General features: G+C 69.4%; 18 protein-coding genes. 15 read left to right on the top strand and 3 right to left on the bottom strand.

Translation table 11 applies throughout. The features are described from left to right. Positions 1–5 precede the first annotated feature (5 nt). The 14 genes from fliS to ACZ5V4_RS10130 all read left to right on the top strand — a co-directional run bounded on the left by fliS (position 6) and on the right by ACZ5V4_RS10130 (position 13,751). Entirely contained in the window at positions 6–515 is a 510-nt protein-coding gene (gene fliS / locus ACZ5V4_RS10065) for a flagellar export chaperone FliS (RefSeq protein ID WP_464314720.1), read from the top strand. Positions 516–587: 72 nt separating this feature from the next. Next, entirely contained in the window at positions 588–1,652 is a 1,065-nt protein-coding gene (locus ACZ5V4_RS10070; RefSeq protein ID WP_464314721.1) for a glycosyltransferase family 4 protein, read from the top strand. Then, a complete protein-coding gene (locus ACZ5V4_RS10075) occupies positions 1,649–2,794 on the top strand; it encodes a glycosyltransferase family protein (protein WP_464314722.1) in 1,146 nt (381 codons plus the stop codon). The genes ACZ5V4_RS10070 and ACZ5V4_RS10075 overlap by 4 nt, the downstream gene beginning before the upstream one ends. Before the next feature lie 67 nt (positions 2,795–2,861). Then, entirely contained in the window at positions 2,862–4,457 is a 1,596-nt protein-coding gene (locus ACZ5V4_RS10080; RefSeq protein ID WP_464314723.1) for a YIP1 family protein, read from the top strand. 10 nt (positions 4,458–4,467) lie between these two features. Then, entirely contained in the window at positions 4,468–4,803 is a 336-nt protein-coding gene (locus ACZ5V4_RS10085; protein ID WP_464314724.1) for a hypothetical protein, read from the top strand. Positions 4,804–4,855: 52 nt separating this feature from the next. Then, positions 4,856–5,587, top strand: a complete 732-nt coding sequence (locus ACZ5V4_RS10090; RefSeq protein WP_464314725.1) for a hypothetical protein — start codon at positions 4,856–4,858, stop codon at positions 5,585–5,587. 171 nt (positions 5,588–5,758) lie between these two features. After that, entirely contained in the window at positions 5,759–6,940 is a 1,182-nt protein-coding gene (gene ahbC, locus ACZ5V4_RS10095) for a 12,18-didecarboxysiroheme deacetylase (RefSeq protein WP_464314726.1), read from the top strand. A gap of 379 nt (positions 6,941–7,319) precedes the next feature. Then, positions 7,320–8,297 (top strand): porphobilinogen synthase, encoded by a 978-nt coding sequence (hemB, locus tag ACZ5V4_RS10100; protein ID WP_464314727.1) that lies wholly within the window; start codon positions 7,320–7,322, stop codon positions 8,295–8,297. Positions 8,298–8,306: 9 nt separating this feature from the next. Beyond that, positions 8,307–9,476 carry a heme b synthase gene (gene ahbD, locus ACZ5V4_RS10105; protein ID WP_464314728.1) on the top strand — a complete coding sequence of 390 codons (1,170 nt, stop codon included), beginning with the start codon at positions 8,307–8,309 and terminating at the stop codon, positions 9,474–9,476. A 72-nt stretch (positions 9,477–9,548) separates the two neighbouring features. Beyond that, positions 9,549–10,004, top strand: coding sequence for a siroheme decarboxylase subunit alpha (gene ahbA, locus ACZ5V4_RS10110; protein ID WP_464314729.1), 456 nt, complete (start codon positions 9,549–9,551; stop codon positions 10,002–10,004). Continuing rightward, a complete protein-coding gene (rpe, locus tag ACZ5V4_RS10115) occupies positions 10,001–10,657 on the top strand; it encodes a ribulose-phosphate 3-epimerase (protein ID WP_464314730.1) in 657 nt (218 codons plus the stop codon). Before ahbA ends, rpe begins: the two co-directional genes overlap by 4 nt. Next, positions 10,658–10,993, top strand: coding sequence for an Hpt domain-containing protein (locus tag ACZ5V4_RS10120; RefSeq protein WP_464314731.1), 336 nt, complete (start codon positions 10,658–10,660; stop codon positions 10,991–10,993). It abuts the gene before it with no gap. 76 nt (positions 10,994–11,069) lie between these two features. Beyond that, positions 11,070–12,026 (top strand): GDP-L-fucose synthase, encoded by a 957-nt coding sequence (gene fcl, locus ACZ5V4_RS10125; protein ID WP_464314732.1) that lies wholly within the window; start codon positions 11,070–11,072, stop codon positions 12,024–12,026. 48 nt (positions 12,027–12,074) lie between these two features. Beyond that, on the top strand, positions 12,075–13,751 hold the full coding sequence (locus tag ACZ5V4_RS10130; RefSeq protein WP_464314733.1) for a DUF2079 domain-containing protein: 1,677 nt from the start codon (positions 12,075–12,077) through the stop codon (positions 13,749–13,751). 54 nt (positions 13,752–13,805) lie between these two features. Here ACZ5V4_RS10130 and ACZ5V4_RS10135 read toward each other — a convergent pair whose 3' ends face one another. The 3 genes from ACZ5V4_RS10135 to cbiM are packed head-to-tail and all read right to left on the bottom strand — an operon-like array spanning position 13,806 to position 15,813. Beyond that, positions 13,806–14,516, bottom strand: a complete 711-nt coding sequence (locus tag ACZ5V4_RS10135; RefSeq protein WP_464314734.1) for an energy-coupling factor ABC transporter ATP-binding protein — start codon at positions 14,514–14,516, stop codon at positions 13,806–13,808. Further along, on the bottom strand, positions 14,513–15,226 hold the full coding sequence (gene cbiQ, locus ACZ5V4_RS10140) for a cobalt ECF transporter T component CbiQ (protein ID WP_464314735.1): 714 nt from the start codon (positions 15,224–15,226) through the stop codon (positions 14,513–14,515). Before cbiQ ends, ACZ5V4_RS10135 begins: the two co-directional genes overlap by 4 nt. Beyond that, complete coding sequence (gene cbiM / locus ACZ5V4_RS10145) at positions 15,223–15,813, bottom strand: cobalt transporter CbiM (protein ID WP_464314736.1); 591 nt, start codon at positions 15,811–15,813, stop codon at positions 15,223–15,225. The genes cbiQ and cbiM overlap by 4 nt, the downstream gene beginning before the upstream one ends. Positions 15,814–16,059: 246 nt before the next feature. On the opposite strand from cbiM, the gene ACZ5V4_RS10150 reads away from it, so the two are divergent. Next, complete coding sequence (locus ACZ5V4_RS10150; protein ID WP_464314737.1) at positions 16,060–16,944, top strand: metal ABC transporter solute-binding protein, Zn/Mn family; 885 nt, start codon at positions 16,060–16,062, stop codon at positions 16,942–16,944. Positions 16,945–17,206 lie beyond the last annotated feature (262 nt).

The raw sequence follows: 17,206 nt of genomic DNA on the forward strand, positions 1-17,206 counted from the left end.
CAGTCATGCAAAAGGCCGCTCAAGCATATTTCCAGACGCAGGTGACCACCACGACCCAGGGAGACCTGCTGATCATGCTCTTCGACGGGTGCATCAAGTTCCTGCGCCAGGCCAAGGAGAGCATGGCCGCCAAGGACTACGCCAAGAAGGGCATCCTCATCTCCAAGGCCCTGGACGTGGTGGCCGAGCTGCAGTCGAGCCTCAACCCGCAAAAGGGCGGCGAAGTGGCGGAGAACCTGCGCAAGCTCTACCTTCTGTGCTCCACCAAGCTGCTCATGGCCAACATGCGCATGGACCAGAACCTGGTGGACGAGGTGATCAACATGCTCTCGGGCATCCGCGACGCCTTCTCCCAGATCAACACCCCGGAGTTCGCGCCCACCGGCCCGGCACCAATCCAGGCCGCGCGCGCGGGCTCGCCCATGCCGCCCACCATGACCGGGGCCGCGCCCTCGGCAGGGGCGCCCATGCACCGGGCCTTCGCCGCGTACTCGGCCAGGAAGCAGACAGGCTGACGCGGGGGGCGGCAGGCTCCCCGCTTTTCCTCCCCGTCTGGACGCGCGGGCCGATTCGGGCCATAACCGCGCATGCCCCAAGCCAAGCCCGTGCGCGTGCTGCACGCCGTCAAGTCCCTGGGCCTGGGCGGCACGGAGAAGGCCATGCAGCTCATGGCCGCCAACCTGGACCGCTCCCGGTTCGAGGTCTTCGTGCACAGCCCCCAGGACGGGCCGCGCCGCGCGCAGCTCAAGGCCGCCGGAGTCCCCGTGCTCGTGGGCCGGGACCTGCTCGCCGCGCTCGAGCGCCTGCGCCCCGACGTGGTGCACGTGCACCGGGCGGGCTGGCCCGAGGCCGAGCTCCTGGCCCCGGTGAAGCGCTTCGGCCCCCGGGCCGTGGTGGAGACCAACGTCTTCGGCCGCTTCGACGGCTCCCCCCTCGGGGCCGTGATCGACATGCACCTGTTCGTGTCGCGCTTCTGCCTGGAGCGCTTCTCCCGCCATCACGGCCTTGAAGCCGACCTCTCGCGCTGCCGCGTGCTCCACAACCCCGTGGACTCCGACCTCTTCGCCCAGGTGCGCCGCACCGGGAGGGACTTCGCCGCGCCCGTGGCCGGGCGGCTCTCGCGGGGCGACCCGGGCAAGTGGTCCACGCTGGTGGAGGCCACGCTGCCGCTTCTCAAGGCCGCCGAACCTGGGTTCAAGTTCCTCGTGGTCGGCGCGGTCCCCGGGTTCGAGGCCTTCGTGGCCGGGGCCGGGCTCGCGCGAAACGTGGAGATCCTGCCGCCGGTGGAGGACGACCCGGGCCTGGCGCGGTTTTTTACGCGCATAAGCCACCTCGCGCACGCCAACGACACGGGGGAATCCTTTGGCATGGCCATTGCCGAGGCCATGGCCGCAGGGCTTCCCGTGGTGACGCACCCGGCCCGTGGCGAGCGCGACAACGCCCAGCTGGAGCTCGTGGAGCACGGCGTGACGGGGCTCGTGGCGGCCACGGCCGAGGACTACGCCCAGGCCCAGGCCTGGCTCTGGCGGCACCCCGGGGAGGCTTTGCGCATGGGCGAGGCCGGGCGGGAAAAGGCCGCGCGGCTCTACCGCGCCCAGGTGGTGGCGCGCCAGCTTGGGGACATCTACCTGGAGCTTCTGGAAAGCAAATGAGGGAAGCCTTCGAAGCCTACACCCGGACCATGCTCTCCTTCCGCCTGGGCGGCGGGGGAGGGGGGTACGCCACGCGCCCCTGCCCGCCGGGCGCGCTCGCGCCCATCGTGCGCCAGGCGGCCAGGACGGGCGCGTGCGTGCTGCTCGGGGCCGGGCGCGGCGAGGCCGCCCGGGAACTCGCGCGCACGCTGCCTCCGGGGTGCGAGCTGGTGGTCTGCGAGCTCCACCCGGAGCAGGCGCGCGCCCACGGGGGGGGCCTGCCGCTCCTCGCGGACGCTTCGGCCGTGGCTCTTGCCTGGTTGTTGTTTTCCGTTGGGCTTTGTCGCGGTCGCGCCTTTTGCGCGCTCAACCCCGAGATCGACGATGCCCGCGCCAGGGCGAACTTTCAGGCCCTGCAGAAGCTCCACGCGGCCTTCGAGCCCATGGCCGGGCAGCCGGAAGCGGGGCAGGCCCCGGACCTCACGGTGGCGGCAATCCTGCACCCAGGGGAGCCGGATCTGGCGGGCTTCCTCGCCTCGCTGCCCGCGTTCGCCCGCGAGGCCGTGGTGGTATGGGACGGCCCGGAGCCGCCCGGGGAGGTCCCGCCGTGCCCCATCCCAGTGCGCCACTTCGCGCATCCGCTGGAAAACGACTTCGCGGCCCAGAGAAACCGGATGCTTCACGCCTGCCGCACCTCCTGGGTGCTCTACCTGGACGGCGACGAGCGCCTGGAACCCTCCCTCGCCGCGCTTCTGCCTTCGCTTACGGCCCAGGGCGGAGTGAACGCCTTCGCCTTCCCCAGGCTGGCCCTGACCCGGGGCGGGGCCAAGGCCGGGTGGGGGTTGTGGCCCGACCTGCAACTGCGCCTCTTCCGGCCGGGGCCTTCCGTGCGCTTCACGCGCCCCGTGCACGAGCGCCTGGAGGGCCTCCCGGGGCCAACCGGGCTCGTGGTGGGGGCGCACATCCTGCACCTGAGCGACCTCATGAAGGACGCCGAATCCCTGGCCGCCAAGCACGCCCTGTTCGACGCGGCCGGGGGGCTCGAGGCCACGCACCGCCAGAGCGCGGAGTATCCGGCCTTGCCGCTCGCGTTCTTCGCGGGGCTGAGAAGCGCGCCCCTGGTTGGGACCTGGCCCGGCTCGGTGCGGTTCGCGCCGGTTTGACGTTGATTTGCGGGCCGAGGCGGGCTAAGGGCTTTCGAGGCTTCAAGCCCGCCAATGAAGGTTAACGATGCGCATCGTCTGCCCGCAATGCGGATACAGCCGGGACATTCCCTCGGACAAGATCCCGGCCCACTCGAGCATAGCCACCTGCCCCAAGTGTCAGTTCCGCTTCCGGTTCCGTGGCCCTTCGCCCGCGCCCGCCCAGGACGCGGGGCCTGGTTTCGCGCCCGGCTACGGGGCCGACGAACCCGTGTACCCGCCCCGGCCCTCCAGGACCGCCCTGGACCGCGAACCCCTGGAGACCCCGCCCGCGCCGCCCTTCGAGCCCAGGCTGCCGCGCGCGCCCAGGGCCGCCTCCGGCGAGCGGGAGGGCGCTGGGCACGTCCCGTCCTGGCCCCAGGCCCGCTGGCTGCCCGACCCGGAGCCCGGCCACGGCGAGGAGACGCAGCAGATTTCCGAGCGCCTGTACCGGCGCGTGCGCAGGCCTTCGGTCGAAGAGGCCCAGGACGCCGGGCCGGGCCAGGAGCCCCAGGCCCCCGGGGTCGGAGAGCACGCGCGAGAGGAGCGTCCGGGCGAGCCCATGCGGCCCTCCCCGGCGGCGCTGGCCGCGCGCGAGCGCGCGGACGCGCTGGCCTCCCAGGCGCAGCCCGGCCACCGGCCGCCGCCCCCAGCCGCGCCCCTCGATTTCCCCGACGAAGCCCCCGCCCCCTGGGAGCGCATGGAGTTCGGACGCCAGCCGGCCGGACCCGCCGAGGGTGGCGAGGCCCCCGGGCCGGTGATCGAGGGGCCCGCCGCGCATGCCAGGGCCTTCGAGGAGGAAACCCGCCCCGAACCCGGCGTGCCGGGCAGGGAGGAGGCCGCGAGCCTCCCCGAGGGCGACGCCCCGGAAGAGGATCAGCCGGCCCAGGCCCAGGCCGGGGACGACTCCGTGCGCGACATCTGGGCCAGGCTCCAGGCCATGGGCTCCGACCCCAAGGCCGCCGCCAAGCCCTCCCGCCAGCAAGAGGACGGCGAGCCCCGGCCCGCGCGCCCCTTCCACCCGGACACCGTTGCCCCGTGGGAGCAGCTGGAGCACTACGGCGTGGTCCCGGCCTTTTTGAACACGGCGCGCAACGTGCTCCTGAAGCCGGGCGATTTCTTCGACCAGCTGCCGCCCGCCTCGGGCAAGCTCAGGCCCCTGCTCTTCGCCATGGCCGTGAGCGTCATGGCCATGCTGGCGGGCGTGGTCTGGAACTATTTCGGGCTCGGGCCCAACCTCGCGGAACTCGGGCGCACCGACGGCTTCCAGGGCCTTGGTTCCGGGGCCATCGGCGGGCTCGCGCTCCTCGGGCTCGCGCCCTTGGCGCTCATCGCCTTCGTGTTCCTGGATTCGTCGCTCACGCACCTGCTGCTGGGGCTTCTGCGCTCGGCCGCCAGGCCCTTCGAGGAGACCTTCCGCACCGTGTGCTACGCCGGGACCCCCTGGCTGCTGGCGGCCTTGCCAATGCCGTATTCGTATCTTATTCCGGTAGTGCTGATCTGGCACATGACGCTGCAGGCCATAGGCCTGAAAAAGCTGCACCGGGCGGGCTATCCGCAGATACTGGCCTCGGTGCTGGTGAAGTGGTCGCTCTACTTCATGGCTTCCTTCGCCGTGTTGCACGTGTTGATCACGCGCAGGTAGGAGGGTCGGCATGTTTTCCTGGCTGTCGCGCGGCATACAGAAAGTGTTCTCGCACCGCCGCATGCATCGCGAGACCAACCCCAAGGCCTTCCGGGACCTCTCCCGGGAGCTTCGGGAGCTGGCCGAGGTCGCGTCGCGCGTGTGGCCGGACCAGAAGTCCTTCCAGAACCGGATCAACAACATCCGCGAGGAGATGGACCAGCTCGACGAATTGACCTCCAAGCCGGAGTTCAGGCTCCTGCCGCTGAAAAAGCGCCTGGAGCTGCGCGAGAGCCTGTTGCACTCAAAGACGCAGCTCATGGACACCGTCTCCACCGCGCCGCCGCCCACCACGCGGCCCCAGTAGCCGGGCTGGTTTCGCGCACGGCGCCCCGGCAACAAACCCGCGAGGGCACAGTATGAAACGCATCCTCATGACCCTGGCGCTTGCCGCCATGCTTTCGGCCTGCGCTTACGAGCAGAAGATCACCGAGCAGTCCGTGCTCTACGTGGACGTGCACGTGAAGCGCAACAACCCCTCGGTGTTCGTGCAGCCCCTGAACGCGCCCAGCAGGCCCTTCAAGGCCGTGGTGCTGCCGTTCGCGGTGCAGCAGGACGTGGCCAACGCCAGGCACATCTCGAAACAGCTCACCGAGGTCTTCGCCAACACCTGGATGCAGGACCAGGTCTTCCCCTCCATCTACTACGAGCCCAACCTCGAGGGCCTCTCCAGCGAGCAGGCCATCCTCGTGGGGCGCGACCGGGGCGCGGACTGCGTGGTCATCGGCCGCTACTCCTACATCCTGGCCGGGGGCACGCGCTCGGATTCGTCCGTGTCGTTCTCCTTCGAGATCTTCGACGTCAACTCCGGCCAGCGCATCTGGTCCATGGCCCAGTCCGGGCGCATGGACCCGGACCGCAGCGGCGACTTCGTGCTCTTCAGGCGCGAGAGCCGCATGCCCCAGGATCCGCTCTGGGCGATCATGACCGCCCTGGCCCACGACACGGGCGGCCCCATCAAGAAGTGGAACACCGGCATGCAGTTCCAGACATCGGGCGCGTTCTCGGCCCCGGTGTCCGTGCCCACCGAGGCGGCCGCGCCGCCCCCGCCGCCCAAAAAACCCCTGCAGAGCTCCAACCTGGACAGCTAGACCCTTGCCGCCTCCCGGGCGGGACTTACCTCAATGTTTCGGCTCCCGTGGGACGCGCTCCCCGGGAGCCGGGCGGCTTTCGCCCGGCCGGCGAAAATGTGATCCAGGTCCTTTCGGGCCGGGGGGAAAAATGGTAGCACCCCCCCACCCAAGCACAATCGAGGTCAGAGCATGATCGGCATCTCCAAGCTTTACTGCGGCACCGTGGAGGCCTCCGACGCCCTGCGTTACGGACGCCATTCCGGCAAGCTTCCTTCCCACCTGCTTCAGTTCTCCAAGGACAAGAAGCCCGTTGTGGTCTGGAACATGACCAAGCGCTGCAACCTGAAGTGCGTCCACTGCTACGCCAAGGCGGTGGAGGTGGAAGGCGGCGACCCCATCGACACCACGCAGGCCAAGGCCATGATCGACGACCTGGCCGCCTACGGCGCGCCGGTCATGCTGTTCTCCGGCGGCGAGCCCCTGGTCCGGCAAGACCTGGTGGAACTGGCCCACCACGCCGTGGGCCGGGGCATGCGCGCGGTCATCTCCACCAACGGCACGCTCATCACCAAGGAAAAGGCCCGCGAGCTCAAAAGCGTCGGCCTCTCCTACGTGGGCATCTCCGTGGACGGCCTGGAGGAGATCCACGACAAGTTCCGGGGCGTGCCCGGCTCCTTCCGCAAGACCATCCAGGGCATCGAGAACTGCAAGGCCGAGGGGCTCAAGGTGGGCATGCGCTTCACCATCAACAAGCGCAACTGGACCGAGATCCCCGGGCTCTTCGACCTGATCCGCGACCTCGAGGTCCCGCGCATCTGCTTCTACCACCTGGTCTACTCCGGGCGCGGCTCGGAGCTGATCAAGGAAGACCTGGACCACGCCGAGACCCGCCAGGTGGTGGACCTGATCATGGACCGCACCCGCGAGCTCTTCGAGGCCGGGCATGAGAAGGAAGTGCTCACCGTGGACAACCACGCGGACGGCCCCTACGTGTACTTCCGCCTGCTCAAGGAGGACCCCAAGCGAGCCGAGGAGGTCATGGAGCTCCTGCAGTACAACGAGGGCAACAACTCCGGGCGCGGCATCGGGTGCATCTCCTGGGACGGCCAGGTGCACGCGGACCAGTTCTGGCGCATCCACACCTTCGGCAACGTGCTCGAGCGGCCCTTCTCGCAGATCTGGGACGACCCGAACATCGAACTCCTCTCCAAGCTCAAGGAGAAGAGGAAACACGTGGGCGGACGCTGCAAGGACTGCCGCTTCCTGAACATCTGCGGCGGCAACTTCCGCGCCCGCGCCGAGGCCTACTACGGCGACGTCTGGGCGCAGGACCCGGCCTGCTACCTGACCGACGACGAGATCAGGAAATAGAGCGGCGTAGTGTAGTTCGGCTCCGTCCGCCGTGTCCGCCGCCAGGCGGGGGCACGGCGGCTAGGACCGATTTGAAGACGATCCGTCGCCACCATGCCCCCGCCTGGCGGCGGACACGGCGGACGGAGCCACGACCGCGCGGCATGTGGACGAGAAGAGGCGGCCAGGGCCGATTTGAACGACCTGATGTTCCTGCGCGCCCGCCTCGCGGCGCAAGCCGACCGGCGGAGCATGGCCGCACGGCCGGTGAGCGGGAGGAGTTGTTCCGGCGGCATGATCGCCGGTGACCGGCGCGAAGCTGTAAAGGGTCCTGGGAACGAAGTTCCCTGGCGGGAGAGGTCCGGAGAGGGCGACGCCCTCTCCGGGAAGAGGGGTTTTCATGATGCTCGATTTCCATCGCGGCCGCCGCCTGCGCCGCACTCCGGCCCTGCGCGGGCTGGTGCGCGAGACAGCGCTTTCGGCAAACGACCTGATCATGCCTTATTTCGTGGCCGAGACCGGCTCCGAGGGCATGGTCAAGCCCATCGGCTCCATGCCGGGCCAGAACCAGCTGGGCATGAAGGCCTTGCTGGAGCGGGTGTCCCGCGCCGTGGACAAGGGCCTCAAGTCGCTCATCCTCTTCGGCGTCCCTGCCGAGAAGGACCCCGTGGGCAGCCAGGGCTACGCCGAGGGCGGCGTGGTTCAGCGCGCCCTGCGCGAGCTTAGGCGCAAGTTTCCCGAGCTGGTGCTCGTCACCGACGTGTGCCTGTGCGAGTACACCTCCCACGGCCACTGCGGCGTGCTCTCCGGCGAGGGCGAGGTGCTAAACGACCCCACGCTCGAGCTTCTGGCCAGGACCGCCGTGTCCCACGCCGACGCCGGGGCGGACGTGGTGGCCCCGTCGGACATGATGGACGGCCGCGTGGCCGCCATCCGCGCCGCGCTCGACGACGCCGGGCACCTGTCGGTGCCCATCATGTCCTACGCAGTGAAATACGCTTCCGCCTACTACGGCCCGTTCCGCGAGGCCGCCGAATCCGCGCCCAAGTCCGGCGACAGAAAGTCCTACCAGATGGACCCGGCCAACTGGCGCGAGGCCCTGCGCGAGGCCGCGGCCGACGTGGCCGAGGGCGCGGACTTCCTCATGGTCAAGCCCGCCGGGGCCTACCTGGACATCATCCGCCTCGTGCGCGACAGTTTCGACCTGCCCCTGGCCGCCTATCAGGTCAGCGGCGAGTACTCCATGATCAAGGCCGCCGCGCAGCTCGGCTGGATGGACCACGACGCCGTGATGATGGAGTCGCTCCTGGCCATCAAGCGCGCCGGGGCGGACCTGATCCTGACCTACTTCACCGAAGACGTGCTCGAGCGTCTGTAAGGACCGACCATGCACCCGCACTCCAAGGGCCACCCCGGCCCGCAGCTGGCCGGATCGCCTGGCGCGGGACACGCCGGGGGAGGCCACCCCGTGGGCCATCCCGGCGCCATGCCCAAGACCCTGCCAAACGGCGCGCCCCCGGTGCGCCTGGTGGCCTGGGAGATCACCCGGCGCTGCAACCTGGCCTGCAAGCACTGCCGCGCCGAGGCCCACTTCGAGCCCTACCCGGGCGAGTTGACCAACGCCGAGGCCAAGGCCCTCATCGACACCTTCCCCGAGGTGGGCAACCCCATCGTGATCTTCACCGGCGGCGAGCCCCTGATGCGCCCGGACTGGGACGACCTGGTGGACTACGCCAACAACAAGGGCCTGCGTTGCGTCATGGCCCCCAACGGCACGCTGATCACCGCCGAGAACGCCCGGCGCATGAAGGAAGTGGGCATCCAGCGCTGCTCCATCTCCATAGACGGGCCGGACGCCGCCACCCACGACGAGTTCAGGGGCGAAAAGGGGGCCTTCGAGCAGGCCCTGCGCGGCATCCAGTACCTGAAGGACGCGGGGATAGAGTTCCAGATCAACTCAACCGTCACCAAGTCCAACCTGCACAACTTCAAGCACATCTTCAAACTCGCCGAGGGCCTGGGAGCCAGCGCCTGGCACATCTTCCTCCTGGTGCCCACCGGGCGCGGCTCGGAGATCGCGGCCCAGGTGATCACGGCCGAGGAATACGAGACCGTGCTCAACTGGTTCTACGACTTCCGCAAGACCACCCGCATGCAGCTCAAGGCCACCTGCGCGCCGCACTACCTGCGCATCATGCGCCAGCGCGCCAAGGCCGAGGGCATCTCCGTCACGCCCGACACCTTCGGCCTGGACGCCATGACCCGGGGCTGCCTGGGCGGCATCGGGTTCTGCTTCATCTCGCACTCCGGCATGGTCCAGCCCTGCGGATACCTGGACCTGGACTGCGGCAACGTGCTCAAGACGCCCTTCCCGGAGATCTGGGCCAACACGCCGTGGTTTTTGAAGTTCAGGGACCAGAAGGCCTACGAGGGCAAGTGCGGGCCGTGCGAGTACCATAAGGTCTGCGGCGGCTGCCGCGCCCGCGCCTACACCATGCGGGACGACCCCATGGCCCCGGAACCGCTGTGCACGTACGAGCCGAAGAGGCTGAAATAGATCAAGGCGGCGCCTTCTCCAGGAGGCGTCGCCGCCCGTGACAGCGGGGCGGGTCTGGGCTATATTCTCCGGATGGACGCATACGACCGCAAGATTCTGGACGTCATCCAGTCGAAATTCCCCATCTCCGCGCGGCCCTACGCCGAAGTGGGCGAGCAGGTCGGCCTCACCGAGGCCGAGGTGCTCGCCCGGGTGCGCGCGCTCAGGCAGAAGGGCGTGATCCGGCGCATCGGGGCCAACTTCCAGTCCGACAAGCTGGGCTGGCAGTCCACCCTGTGCGCGGCCCGCGTGCCCGAGGACAAGATCGAGTCCTTCGTGGCCGAGGTGAACCGCCACCCCAACGTCACCCACAACTACCTGCGCGACCACCCCTACAACGTCTGGTTCACCTACGTGGGGCCGTCCATGGAGGACGTGCGCAAGGCCCTGGCCGAGATCGCCCTGAACACGGGCATCTCCGTGCTCAACCTGCCCGCCGAGCGGCTCTACAAGATCAAGGTGGATTTCGCCATGGAGAAGCCCGCATGATCCTTTCGCCCTCGCTTCTCTCCTGCGATTTCGGTCGCCTGGCCGAGGAGCTGGCCGCGCTCGAGGACGCGGGGCTTTCCTGGGTGCACTGGGACGTGATGGACGGCATGTTCGTGCCCAACATCACCCTTGGGCCCCCGGTGATCAAGGCCCTGCGCAAGCGCTCCAAGCTCTTCTTCGACGTGCACCTGATGGTGGAGCGCCCGGAGCGCTACCTGGCCGAATTCGTGGACGCCGGGGCGGACCTGGTCTGCGTGCACGCCGAGGCCACGGTGCACCTGGAGCGCGCCCTGGCAGAGATCGAGCGCCTGGGGGCCAAGCCCGCCGTGGCCCTCAACCCGGCAACGCCCTTGTCCGTGGTGGAATACGTGCTGCCGCAGGCGCACATGGTCCTGGTGATGAGCGTCAACCCGGGCTTCGGCGGCCAGTCCTTCATCCCCTTCTGCCTGGACAAGGTGCGCAGCCTCAAAGCCATGATCGCGGGCCGGGGGCTGTCCACGCTCATCCAGATGGACGGCGGCGTGACCCTGGAGAACTGCCGGGAGCTCACGGACGCCGGGGCGGACGTGCTGGTCTCGGGGTCGGCGTTCTTCTCCAAGCCCCCTTACGCCGAGCGCCACAGGGCTTTCCTGGAGGCCGCCGGAGGAGCCTAGATGGCTGAGGTGTCCCAGCGCATCCTGGAGCACTTCAAGAGCGCGTTCGGGCTCTCCGACGCGGTCGCGAACGGGCTCCTCGACACCAGCCGCGCGGCGTTGCGCGCCGGGCTTTCGGCCTTGGGCGAGGCCATAGGCAACGGCGACAGCGAGGGTGTTTCGCACTGGGCGCACAGCATCAAGGGCAACCTGCTCAATTCCGGCCTGCCGGAACTGGCGGAGATAGCCCTGTCCATCGAGGTTTCGGCCATTCGCGGCCACGCCTGCGAGCGGGAGCTGCGCGGCGCGCTCGGGCGCCTGGAGGCGTCGCTGGCCTCGTTCCTCCGCGCGGACTGACTCCGCGCCTCTCTAGCCAAGCGGGGTCCGCCATGCTAAGAGCCCCCTGCCTTCACTTCCCATCGGTGGATTCCAAATGAAACATTCTCGCGTCTTCGTGGCGGGCCACAGGGGCCTCGTCGGTTCCGCGGTCGTCCGGGCTCTCGATGCCCTGGGCGTCTCCGAGGTCATCACCCGCACCCGCGCCGAGCTCGACCTGACCAGCCAGGACGCGGTCAGGCGCTTCATGGCCGACGTGAAGCCCTCGGCCGTGGTGCTCGCCGCGGCCAAGGTGGGCGGCATCCACGCCAACGACACTTATCCTGCCGAGTTCATCTGGAACAACTGCATCATCCAGTGCAACGTCATCGACGCGGCCTACCGCAGCGGCGTGGAGAAGCTGGTGTTCCTTGGCTCGTCATGCATCTACCCCAAGTTCGCGCCCCAGCCCATGCGCGAGGAGCACCTGCTCTCGGGGCCGCTCGAGCCCACCAACGAGTGGTACGCCGTGGCCAAGATAGCCGGCATCAAGACCTGCCAGGCCTACCGCCGCCAGTACGGCTTCGACGCCATAAGCCTCATGCCCACCAACCTCTACGGGCCGGGCGACAACTTCGACCTGCTGAACTCCCACGTGCTGCCCGCGCTCATCCGCCGCTTCCACGACGCCAAGGCCTCGGGCGCGCAGAGCGTCACGGTGTGGGGTACGGGCAACGCCAGGCGCGAATTTCTGCACGTGGACGACTGCGCCAGGGCCATCGTCTACTGCATGGAGAACTATTCGGGCGAGCAGATCCTCAACGTGGGCACGGGCCAGGACGTGACCATCAGGGAGCTCGCCGGGCTGGTTGCCGACGTGGTCGGTTTCAGCGGAGACCTGGTCTTCGACGCCACCAAGCCCGACGGCACGCCCCGGAAGCTCCTGGACGTCTCGCGCATCCGGGAACTCGGCTGGAAACACTCCGTGGAACTGGCCGAGGGCGTGGCCGGCACATACCGCTGGTTTTTGGAGCACCGGGGCGAAGTGCGCACCGAAGCCCGGTTCGACGGCTGAGGCCATGGCCGAGCCGACACAAACCCGCCTGCCCCGGAGCGCCGCAGCGTGACCCGGCTGGACATCCTGCCACCGGAGCCCGAGCGCTGGCCCAGGACCATGGGCATCGTGCTCTTCGGAGTGCTGGCGGGCATGGCCTGCCTGCGCTACTTGGCGCTCGGCACCCTGGTGCACGACCTGGGCCTGACCGTGCGCGACCTGACGGCCATGAACTCGGAAGGGCAGTGGTGGCGGGCCATGAACGGGCACATCCAGCCCGTGCTCTGGCTCTTCGCCTGGCTGATGCGCCCCCTGCCCGAGTGGCTGGCCCCCCTGGGCCTGATGGTGGCCCAGACCTTCGCCCTGGCCCTGCCGCTGCCCGCCCTGGCCCGGCGCTACGGCCCCTTCCCGGCGCTGGCCTACTTCGCCTTCTTCGCGGTCTGGTACAACGGCGTCCTCGACTTCCACACGGACCACCTGGCCGTGCCCCTCACCTTCTGGTTCTTCTTCGCGGCCCAGGACGGCAAGCCGTGGCGGGCGGCCTTCTTCGCGTTCTGTCTGTGCCTGGTCAAGGAGCATTACGCGGCCCAGGCAGCGGCCTGCGGCGTGTACCTGATGTTCCAGCGGCGCGGCGCGGCCGCCGGGCTGGCCGTGTTTTTCGCGTGCCTGAGCTGGTTCTGGGTGGCCACGGCCAAGCTGGTGCCGTTCTTCTCCACCGACGGGGCCGCCGCCCTGGCCGCCGCGCCCTACGCCTGGATCGGCGGCGGGTCGGTGCTGGGCAAGGTCTGGTACGTGGCCACGCACCCGTTCTCCGTGACGGCGCAGGTGCTCTGCGAACCGGCCAAGCTGCGCTACGTGCTGGCGCTCCTGGGTTCGCTGGGGTTCCTGCCGCTTCTGAACCCCGGCCCTCTGCTGGCCGCCCTGCCCGTGCTGGCCTTCGCGCTGCTTTCGGGGAGGCCCGAGGATTACGCGCTCGGCAGCCAGTTCGGCGCGGGCCTGACCGCCCCGCTCCTGGTGGCCTTCGCGGGCGCGCTGCCCCTGGCCAGGGACATCGTGCAGTCCAGGCGCTGGCGCGTGGACCGCTGGGCCGGGACACTGCTCCTCGTGGTCGCGGCAGCCCACGTAGCCTTCTCCCCCTCTCCCGCGTCCGTGGACTTCTTCTCCCACGGCGGCTTCGCGGCCTACTGGCCGGGCGAGCGCGACAAGCGCATCATCCGGGCCATGGAGACCATCCTGCCCGAAGACCCGGCCGTGCCCGTGGTCACCCAGAACAGCCTGAACTGGGGCAAGGCCGTCACGCGCATCTTCAGCCAGGCCTTCCCCCTGGCCGTGTTCGAGCCCTACGCGGAGCAGAACCCCTCGGCCGCGAGCCTGCGCGACTTTAGGCGCTTCGTGTTCTCCGGCGAGAAGCCCCTGTATCCCGTGACGGAAAACCTGGCCGAGTACGTCACCCTGGACCTGAAGAGGCCCTGGTACGTGGGGGGCAGGGGCTGCGCCTGGGACGGGGAGAGGTGCGGGGACGAGGCCCTCGCGGCGGTGTTTCGCGAGAACGTGGCCCGCGCGCGAGAGCTCTTCGAGACCGTGCACGAGGACGACGGGTTCATGATCCTGAAGCGCAGGAAGCCTGCCGCGCCTCCAGCGCCCTCGCCGCCGGTCCAGGCCGAGCAGCCGGAGCCGGGCCTGTCGGCCCAGCCCGAGCAGCCGCAATCGCCGCCGGAGCCCGCCCCGGCGCTTCCCGCCCCTTAAGCCGCGTCGGCGGCGATCCTTCAGCCTGGAGTCCGCAAGGCGGCGGACGCTCCGCTAGTCGTGGCTGTGCGGCACCGCGCCCATGGGGTGCACGTGGGCGTGCACGTGCGGGGCCTCGGCCGCGCGGTGCAGGTGCCCGTGGGAGAGCACGTAGTGGGACCGGGCCACCTGGGCCAGGAAGTCCCACTCGTGGGAGACAACCAGCAGGGCCATGTCCAGGCCTTCGAGCACTTCGGCCACCCGGGCCTTGCTCTCCGGGTCCAGGCCCGTGGTGGGCTCGTCCAAAAGGAGCGCCTTGGGCCGCATGGCCAGCACCCCGGCCAGGGAGGCCAGGCGCTTCTCCCCGCCGGAAAGGCAATGCGTGAGCCTGTCCTCGAATCCGGCCAGGCCCACGGCCTCCAGGCATTCAACCGCGATGTCCCTGGCCCGGGCGGGCCTGACCCCGAGGTTCAGCGGGCCGAAGGCCACGTCCTCCAGGAGAGTGGGGCAGAAGAGCTGGTCGTCCGGGTTCTGGAACAGGTACCCCAGCACGTGGCGGCTCGCCGCGAAGTCGTGCTCGCTCGCGCACTCGCGGCCCTCGATCCTCACGGTCCCGGAGTCGGGCCTGCGCAGGCCCATGATGGCCCTCAGCAGCGTGGTCTTGCCCGACCCCGTGTGACCGGCCAGGCCCGCCCGCTCGCCTTGCTCCAGGCTGAAATCCAGGTTCTCGAGCACCATGCGGCCGTCGTAGCCGCTGCACAATCCGGTCAGTTCGATGAGCATCATGCAAGCTCCAGGCAGGTGACGGCAATGGCCCCGGCCAGGCAGCCGAGGCCGAGAAGAGTATCCGCGCGGCTCCAGCCGGGCCCGCCCAGGCTCACGAAGCGGCCGGTGAAGCCCCGGCAGAGCATGGCCTGATGTATGGCCGTGGAGCGGTCCAGGGCGCGCATGAAGAGAAGCGCCAGCATGAGCCCGTAGGTGCGCCACGTGCCGGGCGATCTGCCCGGCGCGAAGCCGCGCATCCTGGCGGCGGTCATGAGCTTGTCCCACTCCAGGCGCATGAGCTCCAGGTAGCGGCTGGTGAGCGAGAGGATCAGGCAGAGCTTGTCGGGCACGCCGAGCTTCGAGAGCGCCGCGCCCAGCCTTGCCGGGGAGAGCGGGCGCACCAGCCCCCAGAACACGAGGAAGATGGCGTTGCCCTTGGCGGTCATCACGAGCGCCGTGTCCAGGCCCTGCCTGGTGAAGGCCAGCCCCCAAACAGAGAAGAGCGGGTCGCCCTTGGCCGCCAGGGGCACCGTGGCCACGATCCCCAGGAAAAACACGTTTACAAGGGCCATGCGCTTCGCGAGCGCCCGCCAGTCCTGCCCGCCCAGGCAAAGCGCGGCCAGCCCGCAGCCGAGCCCGGCCAGGGCCGCGGGCCAGGTGCGGCACACGGCCACGGCGACGGACACGGCCAGCGCCCCGAGAATCCGCGACCGGGCGTCCAGCGGGATCACAAAAGCCCCGGCCGCAGGCGCTTGAGGAAGGAGAGCACGGCCAAAGTGATCGCGCCCTCGATGCCCATCAACGCCAGGTGCGACCAGAAGAACACCCCGGCGAACACGGTGAGTTCGTCCCCCGAGAAGGCCAGGGCCAAGTAGAGGAGCGCCAGGCTGCCCAGGATGGACAGCGCGCCGCAGCAGAACGCGGCCACGGCGAAGGCGGCCCCTGGCTTGCGCAAAAAGGGCTTCGCCGCCAGGCCGCAGGCCACGGCGGGCAACCCCATGACCACGGTGTTCACGCCGAGCACCGTGAGCCCGCCGAATTGAAACAGGAGCGCCTGGAGCAGAAGCCCGACAAAAATGGCCGGGAACGCGGCCCAGCCGAGCATGGCCCCGGTAAGCCCAGAGAGAATCAAATGGATGCTCGCCGGGCCCACGGGCAGATGCACCAGGCTCGCCGCGAAGAATGCGGCCGAAAGCACGCCCGTGCGCACCAGCGCCTCGCCCTCGAGCTTCTTCACGCCCCAGGCCACGCCAGCGGCGGCGGCAGCCGCGCCAGCGGCCAGCACGGGACCTGAAAGTACGCCTTCGGAGATGTGCATGCGTCGTGATCCGCCTGCTGTGCGCCCCGCGCCGGGCTCGGCGGGGCGGTTTCTGGGATGGAAGCCTCAGGCGGCGTCTGGCGGCCGGGTGCGGTTTCCTTTTGCTTGCGCCGGGTTACGCCATCCGCGCCTGCCCGATGCACACATGCTGAATAATCGTGACACGCCGCCCGGTCAACCATTTTGGCTTGACTTGAGTGCAACCAGGTTGCATTCACGATCCAGCATGACCGGACCGGAGGAACCATGAGCCGCATCCTTTCCCTCGCCGTCCTGGCGCTTTCGCTGTGCGCCGCGCCCGCCCTGGCCGAACCGCTGCCTGTCATGGTCAGTATCGCGCCGCAGAAGTATTTCGTGGAAAAGCTCGCCGGGCCGCTGGCCGAGGTGTCCGTGATGGTCACGCCCGGGGCGGACGCGCACACCTTCGAGCCCAAGCCCGGACAGATGGCCCAGGCCGCCAGGGCCAGGCTCTACTTCGCCCAGGGCGTGGAGTTCGAGCAGGTCTGGCTGCCCAGGCTCGCCAAGACCAACAAGAACATGAAGGTGGTCGACACGCTCGCGGGCATCGAGCTCCTGCCCCTGGACGGGGACGACGACAACGGCCACGGGCATGGCCACAAGGACAAGCACGTCCACGAAGCCACCACCGACCCGCACACCTGGACCTCGCCCGGGCTCGTGAAGATCCAGGCCGCGACCATGGCCAAGGCCCTGGCCGAGGCGGACCCGGCCAACGCCCAGGCCTACGCCGCCAACCTGGCCGCGTTCCAGGCCGAGCTGGACGCCCTGGCAGGACGCTTGGCCGCGATCCTCGAGGGCGTGCCCGCCGGGAGCGAGTTCATCGTGTTCCACCCGGCGTGGGCCTATTTCGCCAGGGACCACGGGCTCAAGGAGGCGGCCATCGAGGCTGGCGGGCGCGAGCCCGGGCCGCGCAAGCTGCTGGAACTCATCGAGCACGCGAAAGAGAGCAAGGCCAAGGCCATCTTCGTGCAGCCGCAGTTCTCCAAGAAAACCGCCCAGACCGTGGCCGAAGCCATCGGGGCCAGGCTCGTGCCCGCCGACGACCTGGCGCCGGACTGGCCCGCGAACCTGGAATCCGTGGCCAAGGCCCTGGCCGAGGCGTTCAAGTAGCAAAGAGGGCGGGGCCAGCCCCGCGCCCCGGCAGGGCTCTGCCCTGCACCCGCCGGGGCCAGTGCCTGGCCCCGGACCCCGGCAACGGCTTCGCGGGTTTCACCAGCACCGTGAACTTTGGCCGGCCCTCGCCCTGGAAGCTCGCTTCCAGGGCGAGGGCCGGCCAGTACAAGGGCTGCCGGTGATCGACGCGAAGCTACTGGGGGTGCAGGGGCATCATGCCCCTGCCGGGAGAGTCCAGAGAGGGCAGCGCCCTCTCTGG

This window comes from Fundidesulfovibrio sp. YSD1 (assembly GCF_055397115.1).

What these genes read in the sequence shown, in the direction of transcription:
- cbiM (WP_464314736.1), bottom strand. Translation starts at nt 15,813, where the DNA reads ATGCACATCTCCGAAGGCGTACTTTCAGGTCCCGTGCTGGCCGCTGGC.
- fcl (WP_464314732.1), top strand. Translation starts at nt 11,070, where the DNA reads ATGAAACATTCTCGCGTCTTCGTGGCGGGCCACAGGGGCCTCGTCGGT.
- ACZ5V4_RS10075 (WP_464314722.1), top strand. Translation starts at nt 1,649, where the DNA reads ATGAGGGAAGCCTTCGAAGCCTACACCCGGACCATGCTCTCCTTCCGC.
- ACZ5V4_RS10135 (WP_464314734.1), bottom strand. Translation starts at nt 14,516, where the DNA reads ATGATGCTCATCGAACTGACCGGATTGTGCAGCGGCTACGACGGCCGC.
- fliS (WP_464314720.1), top strand. Translation starts at nt 6, where the DNA reads ATGCAAAAGGCCGCTCAAGCATATTTCCAGACGCAGGTGACCACCACG.
- ahbD (WP_464314728.1), top strand. Translation starts at nt 8,307, where the DNA reads ATGCACCCGCACTCCAAGGGCCACCCCGGCCCGCAGCTGGCCGGATCG.
- ACZ5V4_RS10070 (WP_464314721.1), top strand. Translation starts at nt 588, where the DNA reads ATGCCCCAAGCCAAGCCCGTGCGCGTGCTGCACGCCGTCAAGTCCCTG.
- ACZ5V4_RS10090 (WP_464314725.1), top strand. Translation starts at nt 4,856, where the DNA reads ATGAAACGCATCCTCATGACCCTGGCGCTTGCCGCCATGCTTTCGGCC.
- rpe (WP_464314730.1), top strand. Translation starts at nt 10,001, where the DNA reads ATGATCCTTTCGCCCTCGCTTCTCTCCTGCGATTTCGGTCGCCTGGCC.
- ACZ5V4_RS10085 (WP_464314724.1), top strand. Translation starts at nt 4,468, where the DNA reads ATGTTTTCCTGGCTGTCGCGCGGCATACAGAAAGTGTTCTCGCACCGC.
- hemB (WP_464314727.1), top strand. Translation starts at nt 7,320, where the DNA reads ATGATGCTCGATTTCCATCGCGGCCGCCGCCTGCGCCGCACTCCGGCC.
- ACZ5V4_RS10150 (WP_464314737.1), top strand. Translation starts at nt 16,060, where the DNA reads ATGAGCCGCATCCTTTCCCTCGCCGTCCTGGCGCTTTCGCTGTGCGCC.
- ahbC (WP_464314726.1), top strand. Translation starts at nt 5,759, where the DNA reads ATGATCGGCATCTCCAAGCTTTACTGCGGCACCGTGGAGGCCTCCGAC.
- ACZ5V4_RS10080 (WP_464314723.1), top strand. Translation starts at nt 2,862, where the DNA reads ATGCGCATCGTCTGCCCGCAATGCGGATACAGCCGGGACATTCCCTCG.
- ACZ5V4_RS10120 (WP_464314731.1), top strand. Translation starts at nt 10,658, where the DNA reads ATGGCTGAGGTGTCCCAGCGCATCCTGGAGCACTTCAAGAGCGCGTTC.
- ahbA (WP_464314729.1), top strand. Translation starts at nt 9,549, where the DNA reads ATGGACGCATACGACCGCAAGATTCTGGACGTCATCCAGTCGAAATTC.